Below are 17810 nucleotides of genomic sequence, written 5' to 3'. Positions count from 1 at the left end.
CGGGCGCAAGGGCTGCGCCCCGTTCGTCTTGGTGCATCGGTTGCACAAACAATGCAAGAGGCAAGCAAGTTCAAAAGCGCGCAAATGCGTGTCGCCGGCCGATGTTGTTGGGCGGCCCCTAGACGTCGCCTACGCTTCGATTTTTCATGCGCCGCGGCTCACCGGTCACCATTTCGGTCCATTTGACCAGTTCAAAATTGCCGTCCTGGTTTTCCACCACCGCGGTGCAGCTCTCCACCCAATCGCCAGTATTGATGTAGTGGATGCCCAGCCGTTCATGCATGTCGGCGAAATGGATATGCCCGCAAATGACGCCATCCACACCGCTCTGCTTGGCCTCATGCACCAGCGCTTCTTCAAAGCGGCCAATGACCGAGACGGCGTTCTTCACCTTCTGCTTGGCCCAGGCGCTGAGCGACCAATATTGCAGCCCGAGCTTGCGGCGAACCCAGTTGATGACGCTGTTCACCCTCAGGGCAAAATTATAGGCCCAGTCCCCGACATGGGCGAGCCATTTGGCATTCATGACGACGACGTCGAACTGATCGCCATGAATGACAAGATAGGTCTTGCCCGTCGCCGAGGTGTGAACCGTGCGGTCGACAAGCTCGATCTTGCCGAAATATGTGCCGAGATATTCGCGCAGGAATTCGTCATGATTGCCGGGCAGGTAGACGATACGGACGCCGGATTCGGCCTTGTCCAACAGGATCTGGGCCAACTCGTTGTACTCTTCGGGCCACCGCCAGGTCTTTGCCAGGCGCCAGCCATCCAGAATATCGCCGACAAGATAGATGGTGTCTGCATCGTGCAACCGCAGGAACTCGATGAGTTGCCTGGTCCTGATGGGCTTCATGCCCAGATGCACATCGGACAGGAACAATGCCCGGGCTTGCCGAACCTGGCGGTCATCCGTCATTGCCGTTTTATCTCCGGTTGCTGGCGAGCACCTTATCTTCGCTCACCGGCCAAGAAAACCGCCTGACAGAGAAAGCCGGGGAAACAGCGCGGCTAGTTGATCCGGGACTTGAGGGCGGCAATTCGCCCATAGCTTTGCTCGATACGGGCGGCAAAGGCGGGATCGGCTGCCGCTTCGCGCAGCAGGATGTCCAGAACCTCCTGGCCGAGCCCGGGCCGCTGATAGGCCGTATTGGAAAAGAGCAGCACATCCATGCCAGCACGCACCGCTTTCACGACCGTCTGTTCAAGCGTGAAGTGATCGCGGATTGCGCCCATTTCGAGATCATCGCTGATGACGACGCCGTCGAATTTCAACTCGTCGCGAAGAACCCCATCGATCCAGCGCGGCGAGAGGGATGACGGGCTCTGCCCGTCCCCTTCGGCATAGTCGGCGTGATAGAGGTGGCCCACCATGACCATATCTGCCAGCCCATCGGCGATCAGGGCGCGGTAGGGCTCAAGCTCATCGACGGACCAGGTCTCGGTGATATCGACGAACCCCTCATGGCTGTCAGCAGTCGACGAACCGTGGCCGGGGAAATGTTTCAGCGATGTCACCAGCCCAGCGGCATGATGTGCCTTCACGAAGGCGGCGTCATAGGCGGTGACAATGGCCGCGTCGGCAGAATAGGCACGGCCAAAACGGGAAATGACCTGGTTGTCGGGATTGGTATCGAGATCGGCGACCGGACCGAAATTGACGGAGAAACCCAGCTCGGCAATCCCCGCGGCCATGCGGGCATAGACCGCCTCTGCCTCTTCAGGCGTGTTGCGCGCGGCAATCGCCCTGGCGTTGGCGATTTCGGTAAAGCCCACATCCTTTGTCAGTCGCTCGACGGCGCCGCCTTCCTGGTCGAGCGTGATCAAGGGGGGGAGATTTGGCGACGAGGCGCGGAAGAGCGCGTTCATTTCTCGCACCGCGCCGAGGCTTTTCACGTTCTTCTTGAGATACATGACGCCGCCGAGATGCCCGGCTTCCAGTTCCGCCGCGATCGCCTTGACGCTGCCGGTGTCTACACTACTGCCCTCGAAACCAACGACGATCATCTGTCCCGCCATCTCTTCGAGGGTCGCCGCATGAGCGCCTCCGATAAGCGCGGCGAAAGCAATGGCGACTGACAATAAGCGGCGCACGGGCGAACTCCGGGGGAATCGATGGGCCGACAGTGAATGCATAAACGCGGCAAGACAATGATCCCGCCCCCAAAGAGGGGTGGCGGCAGAGCGCCGGTTGATCAATGATCCCCGGGCGAACATTCGGTCGATAGTTCCCCCCCCGATCGGCCGGCACTAAAACGAAATCGGGCGGCTTCCCTAAAGGGAGCCGCCCGCATTGTTTGTGGTAACGAGCCGCCTTAGGTGGCGGGACGGTTCTGCCGGTTGGCGATCAGATCATCCACCACGCCGGGATCGGCAAGGGTGGACGTGTCTCCCAGCGCGCCAAAATCGTTCTCGGCGACCTTGCGCAGAATACGGCGCATGATCTTGCCAGACCGGGTTTTCGGCAGGCCCGGAGCCCACTGGATGAAGTCCGGCGACGCAATCGGGCCGATTTCCTTGCGAACCCAGTTGCGCAACTCGCCACGCAGGGCGTCGTCATATTCCTCGCCCGCCATCAGGGTGACGTAGCAATATATGCCCTGCCCCTTGATATCGTGCGGGAAGCCGACGACGGCCGCTTCGGACACTTTGGGATGCGCCACCAGGGCGCTTTCCACTTCGGCCGTACCCAGGCGGTGGCCCGAGACGTTGAGCACGTCGTCGACGCGGCCGGTGATCCAGTAATAGCCGTCCTCGTCGCGGCGGCAGCCGTCACCGGTGAAGTAATAGCCCTTGTAGGTCTCGAAATAGGTCGAAACGAACCGGCCATGATCGCCCCAGATGGTGCGGGCCTGTGCCGGCCAGCTATCCTTGATGGCCAGAACGCCTTCGGCCTTGGTCTGGTCCTGCAGCTTGCCCTCGGGCGAGAGCACGACTGGCTGGATGCCATAGAAGGGCACCGTGGCCGAACCCGGCTTGGTCGGCGTGGCGCCCGGGAAAGGCGCAATCATGTGGCCGCCAGTCTCCGTCTGCCACCACGCATCGACGATGGTGCAGCGGCCCTTGCCAACCTTGTTGTTGTACCAGAGCCAGGCTTCCGGGTTGATCGGCTCGCCCACTGTGCCGAGGAGACGCAGGCTGGGCATGTCGTGCTTGTCCACGAACTCCGACCCTGCACCCATCAGCGAGCGAATGGCTGTCGGCGCGGTGTGGAAAATATTGACCTTGTGACGCTCTACCACCTGCCAGAAGCGGCTTGCGTCGGGCCACGAAGGAATGCCCTCGAACATCACCGTCGTCGCACCATTGGCCAGGGGGCCATAGACGATATAGCTGTGGCCGGTGATCCAGCCAACGTCAGCGGTGCACCAGAACACCTCGCCGCGCTTATAGTCGAAGCTCAGCTCATGGGTCAGCGAGGTATAGGTGAGATACCCGCCCTGGGTGTGCATCACGCCCTTGGGCTTACCCGTCGAACCGGAGGTGTAGAGGATGAAGAGCGGATCTTCCGCATTCATCGGCTCAGGATCGTGGAAGGGCTCGACGCCAGCGGCGGCTTCATGCCACCACACATCGCGGCTGCCCTTCATCGGCACGTCGGCACCGGTGTTGTGCACGACCAGAACCTTCTGCACGCCCGGGCAATCCTCGAGTGCCTTGTCGACATTGGCCTTGAGCGGCACGGTCTTGCCGCCACGACGACCTTCGTCGGCGGTGATTACCACGGCGCTGTCGCAGTCATTGATGCGGCCGGCCAGCGAATCTGGGGAAAATCCGCCAAACACGACGGAATGGACCGCGCCAATGCGGGCACAGGCCAGCATGGCGTACGCCGCCTGCGGAATCATCGGCAGGTAGATGGTGACGCGGTCACCCTTCTTCACGCCGAGTGACTTCAGAACATTGGCGCAGCGGCACACTTTTTCGTGCAGCGTGCGGTAGCTGATATACTCGGCCTTGTCCGCCGGATTGTCCGGCTCCCAGATGATGGCGATATCATCGCCACGCTCCAGCAGATGACGGTCAATGCAATTGGCCGCAACGTTGAGAACGCCGTCCTCGAACCACTTGATCGAGACGTCCGGATATTCGAACGTGGTGTTCTTGATCTTGGTGGGAAAGGTCATCCAGTCCAGGCGTTTGGCCTGTTCTGCCCAGAAACCATCCGGGTCGGTGACCGAGCGGGCATAAAGTTGATCGTACTTCTCGGCCGTCGTGTGAGTATGCGCGAGCGCTTCTGCACTTGGCTGGAACAAGAGCTGTTCGCTCATTGTCATCCTCCTAGTCTCTCCCGTGACCGTTCTAATCAGCCCGCCCTCCCCCGGCAAGCCCTGCCACATGAGACAAAGGCAGGGTGCCCCGACTTCGCGACGCTCTTTTAACCTGCGCGGTTCAGAAATCTTGAACACGACAGGGCTTAAGCTGCGCACACAAGTAATGGGGGCTCGACCATGGCAGAAATGACTATCAGGGCCGCTGGGCCGTCCGATATCGCCTTGATCCACAAGGAACTCGTGGACGTCATCGGCAGTTCACCGCACTACAGCGAGCGCTTCAAGGCGCATGAAACTGCTCGCCTGAACAAGAATTTTCTCCACAACCTTCTTGCCATAGACCCCTGGCACATCATGATTATGTGCGCTGACGGCGTGCCCGGGGGAGCCATGATCTCCGGCCCCGAATGCGGCGCGGTCTTTCGGTACTGGAGCTGGGTCTTCCCATCGCACCGCCAGACCAAACTGGGCATGTTCGGGATGCGGGCCTTCGACGGCCATTGGGACAATCAGCGCTTCCACAAAGCCTTCACCTTCGTGCGCCCCGAGAACGAGGTCGCCCGCATGTTGCTCAAGCGCTATGGCTACCGGGAAACCGCGCTGCTCGAGCAGCACATCTTCGGCGAGGACTATCTGCTGATCGAGAAGTTCTACTCGCGCCAGCCCGGGGAGTATGACAGCGGGGTCAATATCGGGCGCCTGGGTCGACTGAAGCAGCAGATGAAGAGGCTGGTTGGCGCCTCCGCATAAGTGGCAGGGGTCAGGCAGTTGCCGCGCGCCGCGTGCGGAACCACTGCATGATCGATACATCGACCCCGGCTGTCCAACGCACCGTCAGCCACAGGGCAAACGACCAGATCGTGATGGCGATCAAAGCCGAACAGGCGGCGCCCATAAGGCCAAAACCAGGGACCAGAAGCAGGTTGCCGACAACAAGGCAGGCGAGGCCAATGCCGATGGCGGGCAGGCTGGCCCATGGCCTGTCATGAATCGACAGGACCAGCGAGGCCGGGCCGAACGCCGAGCGGACGATCAAGCCAAGGCAGAGTATTGCCAGTGGGACGGCGCCAGCCGTGAAGGCAGGTCCGAAAAGCTGCAGTGCGAACGGCGCAAGAACCAGCAGCACGGCAAAAAGCGCCAGGGCGATCAGACTTGCCACCATGTTGGCCTCACCCACCTTGCGATGAAAATCGGCTCGATCGGCGCGCGCCTCACTCTCGAACATGTCCGGCAAGGTCACCGCGTAGACGGCGGCAACCCCGAATGAGGCCAGGGAGAAGATGCGTGCACAAACGCCGAATATGGCGAGGTCCTCGTGGCTGAGGCTGTGGCTGAGCAGCAACAGGTCGATATCGAAGAAGAAATCGGTGGCAATGCTGATCAACACCCAGGGCAAGGCAAATCGCCACCACCGGGCGCTCTCCAGCGGCCGTAGGGGCGCCTCGCTCGGAATTCGCTTGAGGCTCGTCATGACGAAGACGAATTGCACGATGGAGACAGCCACATAGCCCGCACCAATGATCCAAAGCATGGTGGTGAAGCCACTTTCGGCCACACTGGCGGACATAACGGACAGAAAGGCCGCCATCACGATCATGGGACGGAGCAGCGTATCGGCGAAGAACCCTGCAAAGGGACGCTTCAATCCTATGAGGAGGGCACTGTTGACGTAGACGATCGCCGTGCCCAGCGTCAGCATGGCCACGGGGATAAAGTGGCGAGCGACAGTGCCCTGCCCTTGGCCCACACGGTCAAGAATCCATGGCCCCAGAAGGACGAGAAGGGCGAAAGCGACCACCACGTGCAGATAGGCCCTGGTCAGAAAGGCGGCGAGCTGGCGCCGGTCTCCGCGCGCCCGGTATTCTGCGGCGAAGTAAGTCCCCACAGTGTGGAAGCCCAGCGGCATTGCCACCGAGATGAGATTGACGCTGGCGACGACGATGAGGAACTCGCCAAGCAGGGGCGCCCCCCACATCCGGGCGATCAGCGCCTGGACGAGGAAGATCAATCCCGCTCCGAATAGTCGCGCCCCGAAGATGACGCTCGATTGGGACGCCAGTTTCCGCCCCAGACTCATTGGAAATCGACCTCCGGACGGTGCGGCGGCTGATCCGGTTGTGCCTTGGGGCTTCTGAGTTTTCGGATATGTCGGAGAAGATGCTGCAGCATGTCCCGGCCCCGGAACGCTAGCGTGCCGAAGAGCAGCGCGCGTCTGCTGTCGGCATAGTTGACGACGGGCGGCACGGGCCGAATGAGCCCGGCCTCCCCAACCATGCCCTTTTTGAACTGATGCAATCCGAGAAAGCCGTCGGTGCCGCCAAGGTCGTACCAATCCGCGGTGGTATTGTCGCGGAGCCAGCGAATGATGTGCCAATGCATGAAATAACCAGCGCGCACGGGCAGCGCCTTTTCATTGGTCGCGCCATAGAGATAGACGGCGCGCTTGCCGGCCTTGAAGATCAGCGCCCCAGCCACGCACTCCTCGCCCAGAGAGACGAGAAACAGCTCCGGTCGGAGCTTTTCGTCGACACCCATCAAGGCGTCGAGCGTTTCATAGGCGGAATGATCTGGAAACTGCTTGCGGTCGGTCATGGCCGCGTACAGCTGTTTGAACATATCGAGATGTTCCGTGCCGACCCGCTCGAACCTCAGACCGGCCTTTTCCGCCTTGTTGAGGTGATACCGCCACTTCTGGTGCAGGCTCTTGCGCTGCTCGGCGTCCGAAAGCCGCAGGCGGACCAGATACCGGTTCGGAAAAAGCAGGGTTGATCCGCGACGAAACCCATTGTGTCGAAGCGCCTGATACGCCGGGTGCATCTCGTGGGTAGATGCCGCGAGCAGGACCGACACCATCATGCGGCGGGCCGCCGAATATTCAGCGATGACGGCCTCTACCATCGCCTGGCGAATGGCTTCCGCATCCACTCGGGTCGCATCGGCCAGCATGGGCGCCCATTTCAGCACGGCCATGTTTGCGAGGCGCAGGGGCAAGGGCTGCACCATGATGAGGGCGCCGCCGACGATTGTACCGTCGAGCGAGAACAGCGTCGGCTCGAGGGTCACCCCTGGCCAGTGCACGGCCGAAAAGGCGAACATCTGCTCCTGGCAGACTTCGTCGAAGCCGGAAATGATCTCGTCCCAATCGGCGCCGGAAATGCGCTCAACTTTCAACTTGGGCAGCACGACCGGGGACGCGGCACGCTTGGGCCCGGCATCGGATGCGCTCAGGCGATCGGCAATGACGGACATGAAAATCCCCGCACCATGAGTATGATGCGGGGAAGTCTAGTGGGCTGGAATGAGCAAATTGCTATTGGCCGCATACAAATGCGCCCAAATTGCCCCTTTGGTTTAGCAGAGCCTAATGCGCAACCGCCGCGCCGGCCGCATGCGGCGTATAGAGCAGCGGGATTTCGGGGATGGCGATAAACGCCCCTGCCCCTTCGAGCACCATGCGCACCGCGACAAACAGGATGATGGCCAGGCCGACCCAGGCGATCCAGTGGAACCGATGAAGCAGGCGGGCGATATAGCTTGCCGCCACACCCATCAGGATCACAGACAGCGCCAGGCCGAAGATCAGGGCTTCGAAATGGTGCTGGGCAGCACCAGCGACCGCCAGAACATTGTCCAGCGACATTGAAACGTCGGCAATGATGATCTGGATGACGGCCTGGCGCAGGGTCTTGCGCGGAGCCTTGCCAGCAACGCTGCCGTCCGAATTGTAATCGGCGTCAGACAGGGCCTCTGTCGCCTCGTGCTCCTCCTCGAACGAGACCGTGAGTTCACGATACATCTTCCAGCAGACCCAGAGCAGCAGAATGCCGCCGGCCACCAGGAGGCCGCCCCCCAGAGAGAGCAGTTGGGTTGTGATCAGCGCAAAGAATATGCGCAGTACAGTTGCCGCCAGAATGCCGATGAGGATGGCGCGCTTGCGCACATCCGAGGCCAGGCCTGCGGCAGCAAGGCCGATAACGACGGCGTTATCGCCAGCAAGGACCAGATCAATCAGGATCACCTGCGCGAGCGAGCTAAAGAAACTCGGATCAATTCCGAACATGGAGATTTCACTTTCAGGAGGGTGCAAAGCACGCGCTCGCCTATACGCCTCAGAATAGGCGCAAAAAAGCAAATTGTCGCATCACGCCCGAAATTTGAGCGTCCGTACCGATCGGCGCGGTCGATTACCGATCAGGCGTGATAAACTTGTCTTTTGTTTTGCTCGGCACCGACCAGATCGCCCCATTTGGGTGGCCATGCCGTCGCGTCCCCCGACACCACCAGCGATGCTGCGGTCACGCCTGCCACCATGACCCCATAACCCAAGGCGATAGGCAGACGCATATATTCGTCATTCTTTTTGGGCGACATGCCCATGTGTTCAAGCATGCCAAACAGGTGCTGAGGTGTTCTCACCCTGCCCACTGGCCCATCTTCAGACCAGGCCAAATCCAGAACGATGTGCTCAGACGGCGGTCTTTCGGAAAAACGGAAGTTTGCGATCATTCGGATCTGCCCCACTAGTCCCCGCCACAGATTAGGCACAATTACGCAGAGCAACGCAATCGTTTGGGTAATGTTTTGAACCGGTGGGGGCTCATAAGGCGCAGATTGGCCACAAAGGCGATCGATCGACCTCCTATCGGCCTGACAGACGCGCGCGCCGCCAGGCCCGGCAGCCAGATTTCGCGATCGTCGGCAGCCCGACATAAGCGACCACCTGTGAGTCCCGGCTGACATCGCAGTGGCTGACAGTCATCACATCGAAGAACTTATCTTTGCAAGGGCTGCGTGCGGGCCTCGGCCGATGGAACGTTAAACTATTCACACGACACATTTTTTCTTCGACAGGACCATCGACTAAATAACTAGCTCCGGCTACGGGTTGGCGCTTGCGCGCCTTCGTATAATTGTTATGTTGTAGAACATTATTCGCGATTGCCGCGAGCGGGCGCCAAGATGCGAAAAGCACGTGCGTCAGGGGGAGGACATGGTGCTCAAACTCGAGGGAGTGTGCATCTCAACCAAATATGCCGCCCAACATCTGGTGGGCCCGATTTCGTTCGAGGTGAAGGCCGGGGAGATCTTCGGGATCGTCGGCGAGAGCGGTAGTGGCAAGACGTTGACGGGCCTGGCAATTCCACGCCTGCTGCCGCGACAATTGTCCATCAGCGGTCAAATCGCTCTGGATGGGCAGGAACTTACTGTCCTCACCGAACACGAAATGCGCCAGGTGCGCGGTCGGCTGGTGACGGTGATCTTTCAGGAGCCGGCCAGCGCCCTGAACCCGGTCTTCACCGTCGGTGAACAGATCGAAGCAGTCGTTCGCGCGAATACGCAATTGCGGGGCCAGGCCCTGAAGGACCGTATGCTTGAGCTCCTGCGTCGAGTCGGAATTCCCGACCCCGAGCAACGCTCCCGCGCCTATCCCCATCAATTCTCCGGCGGCATGTGCCAGCGGGTCATGATCGCGATGGCCCTGGCTTCGGGGGCACGCCTGCTGATTGCCGACGAACCCACCACCGCCCTGGACGTGACGATCCAGGCGCAGATCGTCGACCTGCTGCTCAAGCTCGCGGCGGAAGAAAACCTTACCGTCATCTTCGTATCCCACGATCTGGGACTGATTGCCGAGACATGCGATCGCATCGCCGTCTTCTATGCTGGGCAGGTCGTCGAAGTGGGCACGGCCGCAGACATCATCTATCGCCCGCGTCATCCCTACACCGCCGCTCTTGTGGGGGCCACGCCGGACATGTCGGAAGTCGGCGTTCTGCTTCAAGGCATACCGGGCCAGCCGCCGCTCGCAGGTCGATGGCCGGATGGGTGCCGGTTCCGGAACCGCTGCCCGCATGCACACGACCGATGCGTCGAGCCACAGGCCCTTCGAGAGGTGGATAACGGGCGCGGCGTCCGATGTGTCCTCGTCGACGATGTGGGAGTTATCCAATGACCAGCGAAGCCCACGGGTCAATCGCCCTGTCCGTCGACGACCTCGTCGTTCGTTTCAAGCGGCCGCGCGCTTCTGATGTCCAGGCCATCAGCAATGTCAGCATAAGCCTGCCGGCGCGGTCGACCCTGGCGCTCATCGGCGAGTCGGGCTCTGGCAAATCGACCTTCGCCCGTGCGGTTTGCGGGCTGGTCCCATCGACCATGGGCCGCGTGCAGGTTGCGGGCGTGGAACTCCAGCAAGGCGGCATGACGGCAAGGGACGCGGGCGCCGCCGGTATCCAGATGGTCGTCCAGGACTCTGGCGGAGCGCTCAATCCGCGTTGGCCCATCTGGCGCATTATCAGCGAGCCCTATCGCCTGATGCAGAAGCGTCGCGGCACGGAACTCCGGACCCTGGCTGCCAAAATCCTTGATGACATCGGCCTGCCTGCAGAGTTTCTGGACCGCTACCCCCATCAGCTCTCTGGCGGACAGCGCCAACGTGTCAACATAGCCCGGGCGCTCGCGGCCGAGCCGACCATCATCGCGCTCGATGAAGCGGTGTCCGCACTCGATCTGTCGGTCCGCAACGAGATCCTGGGGCTGTTGAGCCGCCTGAAGCAGAGCCGGGAACTGACTTATCTTTTCATCACCCACGACATGGGTGCGGTGGTGCAGATCGCCACCCATGTTGCCGTGCTGTACCTCGGAAAACTGGTCGAAAATGGCCCCGTGCGGGAGGTCGTCCAGCAGCCCAAGCACCCCTACACCAGGGCCCTGGTCGGCGCGGTACCCACTATCGGCAAACCCCGCGCGGCGACGGTGGTTGCGCAGGGCGAGGCTGATGATGCCGGGGCCCCGCCACCAGGCTGCCGTTTCCATCGGCGGTGCCCATTCGTGGCCGATGTCTGCCGCACAACGGTGCCCGAGCTAACCGCCTATTCCGGTCGGCAAGTCGCTTGCCACCGCATCCAAGAAATCGACGATCTACTTTCTGAGGGAGGAAGAACATGAGACTGAAGCAAATTACTGCAAGTCTGTTACTTGCAGCCACTTTCGCCACGATAGTGTCAGCCCCGGCGGCATATGCCGGGCCTGACACCAACATTGCCGTCATCGGCGTGGGAGAGGAGCCCACGACCCTTGACCCAGCAAACGGCCTGTCGGGCGGCGATATCCATTTCCTTTACACCGTCTATGATCGCCTGCTGGATTTCGACCCCGCAACGCTCGAACCGCGCCCAATGCTTGCGGAGTCTTTCGAATGGGCGGACGAAAACAGGACTCTCGTCCTCAAGCTGCGCCAGGGTGTGACATTCCACGACGGCGAGCCCTTCAATGCCGAGGCGGTCAAGACGAGCATCGAGTTTTATCAAAGCTCGGGCAAGCAGGCCGACCTCAACCCGGTCACCGAGGTCGAGGTGGTAGACGAGTTCACCGTCGCACTGCATGTCGACCGGCCGTACTCCGTGCTCACCTCGCTCCTTATGGATCGCGGCGGCATGATCATTTCGCCAAAGGCCATCGCCGAGTTCGGCGTTGAAGGTGTCGGCCGCAATCCCGCCGGCACGGGTCCGTTCCGGGTCGTCAGTTGGGCGGCCGGCGACAATCTGGCCCTCGAACGCTTCCCTGACTATTGGAATCCTGAGCGCATCAAGCTCGATGGCCTGGAATACCGCATCATCAAGAACCAGACGACCGTGGTTTCGGCCCTCATGGCCGGCCAAGTCGACTATGTGATGAGCATTGATCCTGTGAACCTGCCGGTGATCAGGCGCAATCCCAACCTGCAGGTGATGACGCAGCCGACCATTGCCTCGGTGGTGATCGCGGTTAACACCAATCTCGAGCCGGTCTCGAGCAAGCTCGTTCGTCAGGCCTTTTCCTATGGCATCGATCGAGAAGCTCTCGCCCGCATCGCCTATGGTGGCGAGGTCGAGGCGCTGCCGGCAAGCCTTCTGGTCCCACCGAGCTATTGGCCTTCTACCCCAGAACTCGACGGCCACTACACTTACGATCCAGTCAAGGCCAAGCAATTGGTCACTGAAGCCGGGTATCCGGACGGTGTGGAGGTCGCTATCTGCGCCAACGCCAATAGCGGCTCGCCCGCCCCGGGTGCCAAGCTGGTTGACATGATGCGCGAACAGCTCCGGCCCGCGGGCATCACGCTCAACGGCGAGATGCTGGCCACTGGCGCAGCCTGCATCGAGCTCTACAACGGCCAACAGGCGATAATGTTGAACCTGGCAGGCTGGAGCGGGCGCCCCTCGCCCATCATGACCTATCAGCAGACCTTCACGTCCTACGCCGCCTATCACGTCTCCAAGGAGCCGTTTGACGGTGTCGACGCGGCCGTGGAACGCCTGCTCGCCACTTCCGATCCTGCAGAACAGGAGAAGATTTTCGATGAGCTCAATGCCATGTGGGTCGACAACGTGCCGTGGGTGTCACTGTACTTCCAGCCGCGTGTCTTCGCCCAATCGAGCCAGCTCGCCGGTGAATTGCCCAATCTCATGGGCAAGGCCAATCTGACCACACTGTACTTCGAGTAACGCGATCGGGGGAGAGCACGCTCTCCCCCAAACAAACACCTCGAGGTGCCTGATGTTATTGCTCATTCTCCAACGTCTAGGGACGATAATCCCCACCGCCCTGCTGGCCTCGATACTGGTGTTCTCCATCGTCCAGTTGACCCCAGGTGGCCCCGCCTATGCGATTGCCGGTCCGGACGCAACACCCGAATTCGTGGCGCACATCAACCGCGAGCTCGGCCTCGACCGGCCCTTGCCGGTCCAATATCTGAGTTGGCTTGGTCAGATGACAGAGGGATCGCTCGGCCGCTCTCTCGTCAACCGTACCGAAGTGACCACCCTGGTGGCCAACCGTATGCCCGTATCAGCGACCATCGCACTTGAGGCCTTGATCCTGGCCGTGCTCGTCGGCATTCCATTGGGGATCATCGCCAGCGTGCGCGCCGGTGGCGCCATCGACGGCGGCATCCGGAGCTTCACCTCGATCGGGATCGCAGTTCCCGAATTCTGGCTTGCCATGCTGGCCGTCAACCTCTTCGCCCTCCAGCTCTTCTGGCTACCTCCGACAGGCTTCTCACCGCCCTCTGCAGGTCTGGTCGTCCATTTCAAATCGGTCGTCATGCCCGTGGTGACACTCGCCTTGGGGCCCATCGCGATCATTGTGCGATTTACCCGCAGCGCCATGAACGAGGCCCTTTCCGCTCAGTATGTCCGGACTGCCTGGTCGCTGGGACTTCCCGCGCATCAAGTCTATCTGCGCTTCGCGCTGAAGAACGCCCTGCCTTCGATCATCACGGTCGTGGGAATGGTGGCTTCCGTCTTGATTGGCGGCGCGGTGCTCATCGAGTCCGTATTTGCCATCCCAGGCATCGGCGAGTTGCTCGTGCAGTCCGTGCTGTCCAAGGATTTTCCAGTCGTGCAGGGCGTAACGACGGTTCTAATGTTCATCGTCATTCTGATCAACCTCGTCGTCGACCTCATTGTCGCGGCCATCGATCCGAGAACCCGCTGATGACAATCGTCGACAAAATGCCCCCTGAAGGCCGCCGCTTCGGCCGGATGCTATCGGTCCTGTCGCAGCCCACTTTGGTCCTCGCAGTGGCCTGGCTCGTATTCGCAGTCTTTGTGGCGCTGTTTGCTCCGATCCTTGCGCCTTACAACCCGATCTCGCAAAATCCCGCCGACGTCTTGATGCCGCCCTCGGGGCAATATCTGCTCGGCACCGACGATCTGGGCCGAGACGTCCTGTCGCGTTTGATCTACGGCACGCAGCCCACATTGCTGGGCATGCTCATCGCAATCGGCACGGCGGCCGCCATCGGCATACCGTGGGGCCTGGTCTCGGGCTACGTTGGCGGTTGGGTGGACCTCACCCTTATGCGCTTCGTCGACGCGCTGCTGGTTTTCCCCGGCCTCATACTCACTCTCGCGCTCACCAGCGCGCTGGGAGCCACACTTCAGAACACCATGTTCTCGCTGGGGATCGTCTATTCGCCCCTGGTCGCCCGCGTCGTTCGCGTCGGCGTGCTGAGCGTGCGCAACCGCGACTATGTGCAGATAACGCGCATGTTCGGATCGTCGACATCGTATCGCATTTTCAACCATGTGCTGCCCAGCGTGCTGCCGGCAACCGTGGTCCAGCTGACGCTGCTTTGCGGCCTATCCGTGCTTGCGCAGACCGGCCTCAACTTCCTCGGCCTCGGCGTGCCGAACCCCAACCCGAGCTGGGGAAGTTCGGTCGCCGAAACCTTCCGCTATCTGATGATCGACCCGATGGCCCCGGTTCTGCCCGGTCTCATCGTGGTGTTCACCGTACTCGCCATCTATCGCGTCGGGGACGAAGTCCGCGACCGTCTGGAGATCTATTCCCGATGAATGCAGCAAACATGTCCGCCGAAGCGCTCGACCGCAGCAATGCCGACCACGTCTTCGATTTCACCGTCATCAACGAAGTCGGCCATCCCACGCGCGAGCGGTCCAAGCATCAGGAAGAAGCCGGCGGCATCCATGATGACAGCGTCGCCCAGCGCTATGGTTATCAGGGCGCGTTGGTGCCGGGGATCGTTATCTGCGCGCACACCATGCCGGCACTGGTCGACCGGTGGGGCAAGGACTGGCTGAAGCGCGGCCGTGTCGCGATGAAACATATCCGCCCCGGCTACCACCAGGACCAGCTCACCGCTTGTTATCGATTTGTATCGGACGCGGACGGAGAGCGTTGCGACATCGTGGTCATGCGCGAAGACGCAGTGCTGGCCATCGGTGACGCCGCCCTCCCTAACCAGGCACCCACAGTGCCCGCTGATTTTCCGCGTCAGGTGCTGCCCGTGCCCGAACAACTGCCCCTTGCCGAGCCCGGCATCCTCGCGCCCGGGCAGTTCCTGTCCAGCGCACCGACCCTGATGGACCAAACCGAACACCAACGGATGCTTGGACGAATTGGCGGGGTTTCGGGTCAATGGCCCTATGGCAGCATTCATCCCGTCGCCTACCAGCACCTGACCAGCCACGACGCGATCAACAGCTTCCAGTATTCGACGCCCGGCATCCATGTTTCGGGTGATACCCAGATGCTTGATTGGGCCGAGCCCGGCGAGACACTGTCCGCCAGCGGGCGCGTCGTAGCGGTGTATGAGCGCAAGGGGCACCACTATTTCGATACCGAGCAATTGGTTCAGACGGCAACCGGACGCCCCGTCGCCTTGTGTCGGCGCAGCGTTATCTACCGCACACGCGAGGTCAACGCTGCGCAATGACCGCACTTGCAGATCTCAAGGTCATCGATCTCTCTGAATCGGTGGCCGGACAATATTGCTCACGATTGATGTCGGGTTATGGAGCCGACGTTGTTCTCGTTGAACCGCCGGGCGGATCGCAGGTTCGTCAGCTCGGGCCGTTCAGCAAGCTGCACGGCGACTCCACCACGTTTTACCATCTGAACATCGACAAGCGTTCGGTTGTGCTGGACGCCGAAAGGGACTTTGCCCGCCTCAAGGCCATGTGTGCGGCCGCGCACGTCGTCTTGGTGCCCCGCGGTGACCTTGTGGATCGACTTCGAGACCCTGCAGGCAAGACAGTATTCTGCCGCATCAGCGATTTCGGGGAATATGGGCCTTATGCCGGTTGGCAGGGCGGCGAAATGGTCCACCAGGCCCTGTCCGGCATCATGTACTACAACGGTCGCACCGGCGAGGCGCCGCTTTTTGGCGTCGGGCACCGTGTGCAGCATGTGGCAGGGGTTGGAGCCTATACCGCGGTCCTCGCCGCCTTGCGAACCGGTGCGGGCGAACTGATCGACATCGACGTCCACAAGACTGCGGCTTCGATGAGTTACAATTTGCCCAATCAATATTTCTACAGTGGCACATTCGATGAACGGAACGGCACCAAATACAATCCCGACCTGCTGATCCGCGCCCGCGACGGATGGGTGACCGTATTCGTCTACGCCTATCGCTGGCCGGCAATGTGCGAAGCGTTGGGACTGAGTGCGCTGCGCGACCATCCCGATTTTCAGACGCAGGTGGATCGGCTCGCACGCTGGGATCAGGTTTCCGAGCAGGCCAGTGCCGCCGCAAAGGACATTACGGCAGCCGACCTGGTGATGCTGCTTCAAAGCCTTGGCGTGCCGGCCGCCGCCAGCCTCACGCCTGAAGAGCTGGCAAACTCCCCTCACCTGGCAGCCCGTAAATATTGGAAGAGCGCGCAGACGGATGCGGGCGAGCGCCGCGCTTTCGGCGCACCGTTCCGCCTCAGCCAGGCGTGCTGGCGCGCCGAAAATGCCCTGACAACGGAAGAGGATGCATCATCATGAGCGCCGGTCCCCTCCACGGCATACGCGTTCTGGACGTCACCACCGCATGGGCCGGGCCCTTTGTGGGCCGCGTTCTGGCTGCGCTCGGCGCCGACGTCGTCCATGTCGAGGCCGCCAAGCGCATGGATCTCTGGCGCGGCGGCTTGACCGGTGAAAATCCCCGGCGCTATCCCGACGGCGTGCTGGGCGATCGCCCCTACGATCGCACCGTGCTGTTCAATTCGCAGAACCTCAACAAGCGATCGCTCTGCATCGACATCAAGAGCCCCGGTGGCCGCGAAGCGCTTCAGGCCGCTGCGGCCAGCGCTGATGTGATCGTGTCGAACTTCACTCCCGGAACGCTGGCTCGCATGGGCCTTGATTATGCAGCGCTCAGCGCCATCAACTCCGGCATCATTCTGGTTGAAATGCCGGCCTTCGGTATCGACGGACCCATGGCGGGCCTGTCGGCGCTCGGTCCGAGCATGGAATTTTCCACCGGAATGAGCAATTTCATCGGATATGGCGACGGGGCACCGACGGCCACCGGGCCGGCCTATCTCGACCCTATCGGGGGGTATAACGGCGCCGCCGCCATCATGACCGCGCTGCACCAGCGCGAGCAGACCGGGCGCGGTCAATATGTCGAGATTTCGCAGGTGGAAGCGGCGATGCCGCTGATTGGGGGGCTGGTCCTGGCGTCGCTGGAGAACAACGAGCCCCCAGCGCCGCAGGGCAATCGACAGAACTCGGCCATTATTCACGACGCCTTCCGCTGCCGCGGCTCCGAAGAATGGGTGGCGATCAGCATCGATACCGAGGAAAAATGGAGCACCCTCGCCCACCTGATCGGCCGTGCCGATTTGGCGGACATCGCCCTCGCCGCCAAGGATGACTGCATCCGACACGCCGATCAATTGCATGGCGCTGTGGCCGCGTGGACGGAAAAGCACGAAAAACACTGGATCGCCCCGCGCCTGCAGCGGGCCGGCATTGCCGCAGCGCCGGTGTGCCATGGCAGGGACGTCGCGCTCGATCCCCACCTGCACTCAACGCATTTCTTCGAAGAAATTGACCATCCCGAAGCGGGCCTGCGGCCCTACCAGGGCCTGCCGTTCCGTTTTGCGGTAACCGGACTGCCCCGACTCAATCCTGCTCCCATGCTCGGCCAGCACACTGAAGAAGTGCTGCGCGAGTGGGCGGGACTGGGTGATGCCGAACTCGCCGAATTGGCAGCGCAGGGCACGACCAGCAACGACCCATACCGAAATTAGGAGGAGT

Annotated in this window: 16 protein-coding genes; 9 read left to right on the top strand and 7 right to left on the bottom strand. The window is 61.3% G+C overall.

The window, feature by feature from the left end:
• Window positions 1-118 precede the first annotated feature (118 nt).
• From N0P34_RS07925 to acs, 3 genes are all read right to left on the bottom strand, one after another.
• The gene (locus tag N0P34_RS07925; protein WP_275606473.1) at window positions 119-919 is read right to left on the bottom strand and encodes a UDP-2,3-diacylglucosamine diphosphatase; all 801 of its coding nucleotides are present in this window, start codon (window positions 917-919) and stop codon (window positions 119-121) included.
• 92 nt (window positions 920-1011) lie between these two features.
• The gene (locus tag N0P34_RS07920; protein WP_275606472.1) at window positions 1012-2094 is read right to left on the bottom strand and encodes a glycoside hydrolase family 3 N-terminal domain-containing protein; all 1083 of its coding nucleotides are present in this window, start codon (window positions 2092-2094) and stop codon (window positions 1012-1014) included.
• A gap of 221 nt (window positions 2095-2315) precedes the next feature.
• Window positions 2316-4271 carry an acetate--CoA ligase gene (gene acs / locus N0P34_RS07915; RefSeq protein WP_275606471.1) on the bottom strand — a complete coding sequence of 652 codons (1956 nt, stop codon included), beginning with the start codon at window positions 4269-4271 and terminating at the stop codon, window positions 2316-2318.
• A 180-nt stretch (window positions 4272-4451) separates the two neighbouring features.
• Here acs and N0P34_RS07910 point away from each other — a divergent pair, with 180 nt between their 5' ends.
• Window positions 4452-5024 (top strand): hypothetical protein, encoded by a 573-nt coding sequence (locus tag N0P34_RS07910; RefSeq protein ID WP_275606470.1) that lies wholly within the window; start codon window positions 4452-4454, stop codon window positions 5022-5024.
• Window positions 5025-5034: 10 nt separating this feature from the next.
• Here N0P34_RS07910 and N0P34_RS07905 read toward each other — a convergent pair whose 3' ends face one another.
• From N0P34_RS07905 to N0P34_RS07890, 4 genes are all read right to left on the bottom strand, one after another.
• Window positions 5035-6351 (bottom strand): polysaccharide biosynthesis C-terminal domain-containing protein, encoded by a 1317-nt coding sequence (locus tag N0P34_RS07905; RefSeq protein WP_275606469.1) that lies wholly within the window; start codon window positions 6349-6351, stop codon window positions 5035-5037.
• Complete coding sequence (locus tag N0P34_RS07900) at window positions 6348-7523, bottom strand: peptidoglycan bridge formation glycyltransferase FemA/FemB family protein (RefSeq protein WP_275606468.1); 1176 nt, start codon at window positions 7521-7523, stop codon at window positions 6348-6350. The genes N0P34_RS07905 and N0P34_RS07900 overlap by 4 nt, the downstream gene beginning before the upstream one ends.
• A gap of 112 nt (window positions 7524-7635) precedes the next feature.
• Window positions 7636-8334, bottom strand: a complete 699-nt coding sequence (locus N0P34_RS07895; RefSeq protein WP_275606467.1) for a YjbE family putative metal transport protein — start codon at window positions 8332-8334, stop codon at window positions 7636-7638.
• A gap of 131 nt (window positions 8335-8465) precedes the next feature.
• Entirely contained in the window at window positions 8466-8780 is a 315-nt protein-coding gene (locus N0P34_RS07890; RefSeq protein WP_275606466.1) for a hypothetical protein, read from the bottom strand.
• Between the two features lie 484 nt (window positions 8781-9264).
• Here N0P34_RS07890 and N0P34_RS07885 point away from each other — a divergent pair, with 484 nt between their 5' ends.
• Genes N0P34_RS07885 through N0P34_RS07850 form a run of 8 tightly spaced genes read left to right on the top strand, consistent with a single transcriptional unit; the run spans window position 9265 to window position 17803 of the window.
• On the top strand, window positions 9265-10227 hold the full coding sequence (locus N0P34_RS07885; protein WP_275606465.1) for an ABC transporter ATP-binding protein: 963 nt from the start codon (window positions 9265-9267) through the stop codon (window positions 10225-10227).
• Entirely contained in the window at window positions 10224-11219 is a 996-nt protein-coding gene (locus N0P34_RS07880) for an ABC transporter ATP-binding protein (protein ID WP_275606464.1), read from the top strand. The genes N0P34_RS07885 and N0P34_RS07880 overlap by 4 nt, the downstream gene beginning before the upstream one ends.
• Window positions 11216-12757, top strand: coding sequence for an ABC transporter substrate-binding protein (locus tag N0P34_RS07875; RefSeq protein ID WP_275606463.1), 1542 nt, complete (start codon window positions 11216-11218; stop codon window positions 12755-12757). Before N0P34_RS07880 ends, N0P34_RS07875 begins: the two co-directional genes overlap by 4 nt.
• Window positions 12758-12809: 52 nt before the next feature.
• Complete coding sequence (locus tag N0P34_RS07870; RefSeq protein ID WP_275606462.1) at window positions 12810-13748, top strand: ABC transporter permease; 939 nt, start codon at window positions 12810-12812, stop codon at window positions 13746-13748.
• On the top strand, window positions 13748-14611 hold the full coding sequence (locus N0P34_RS07865; RefSeq protein WP_275606461.1) for an ABC transporter permease: 864 nt from the start codon (window positions 13748-13750) through the stop codon (window positions 14609-14611). The genes N0P34_RS07870 and N0P34_RS07865 overlap by 1 nt, the downstream gene beginning before the upstream one ends.
• Window positions 14608-15492 (top strand): hypothetical protein, encoded by an 885-nt coding sequence (locus tag N0P34_RS07860; protein WP_275606460.1) that lies wholly within the window; start codon window positions 14608-14610, stop codon window positions 15490-15492. Before N0P34_RS07865 ends, N0P34_RS07860 begins: the two co-directional genes overlap by 4 nt.
• Window positions 15489-16550, top strand: coding sequence for a CoA transferase (locus N0P34_RS07855; protein ID WP_275606459.1), 1062 nt, complete (start codon window positions 15489-15491; stop codon window positions 16548-16550). Before N0P34_RS07860 ends, N0P34_RS07855 begins: the two co-directional genes overlap by 4 nt.
• Window positions 16547-17803, top strand: a complete 1257-nt coding sequence (locus N0P34_RS07850; protein WP_275606458.1) for a CoA transferase — start codon at window positions 16547-16549, stop codon at window positions 17801-17803. The genes N0P34_RS07855 and N0P34_RS07850 overlap by 4 nt, the downstream gene beginning before the upstream one ends.
• Window positions 17804-17810: the final 7 nt, after the last annotated feature.

Source organism: Devosia sp. FJ2-5-3, from assembly GCF_029201545.1.
Lineage (GTDB): Bacteria > Pseudomonadota > Alphaproteobacteria > Rhizobiales > Devosiaceae > Devosia.
This window is presented reverse-complemented; position numbering and strand designations above follow the sequence as displayed.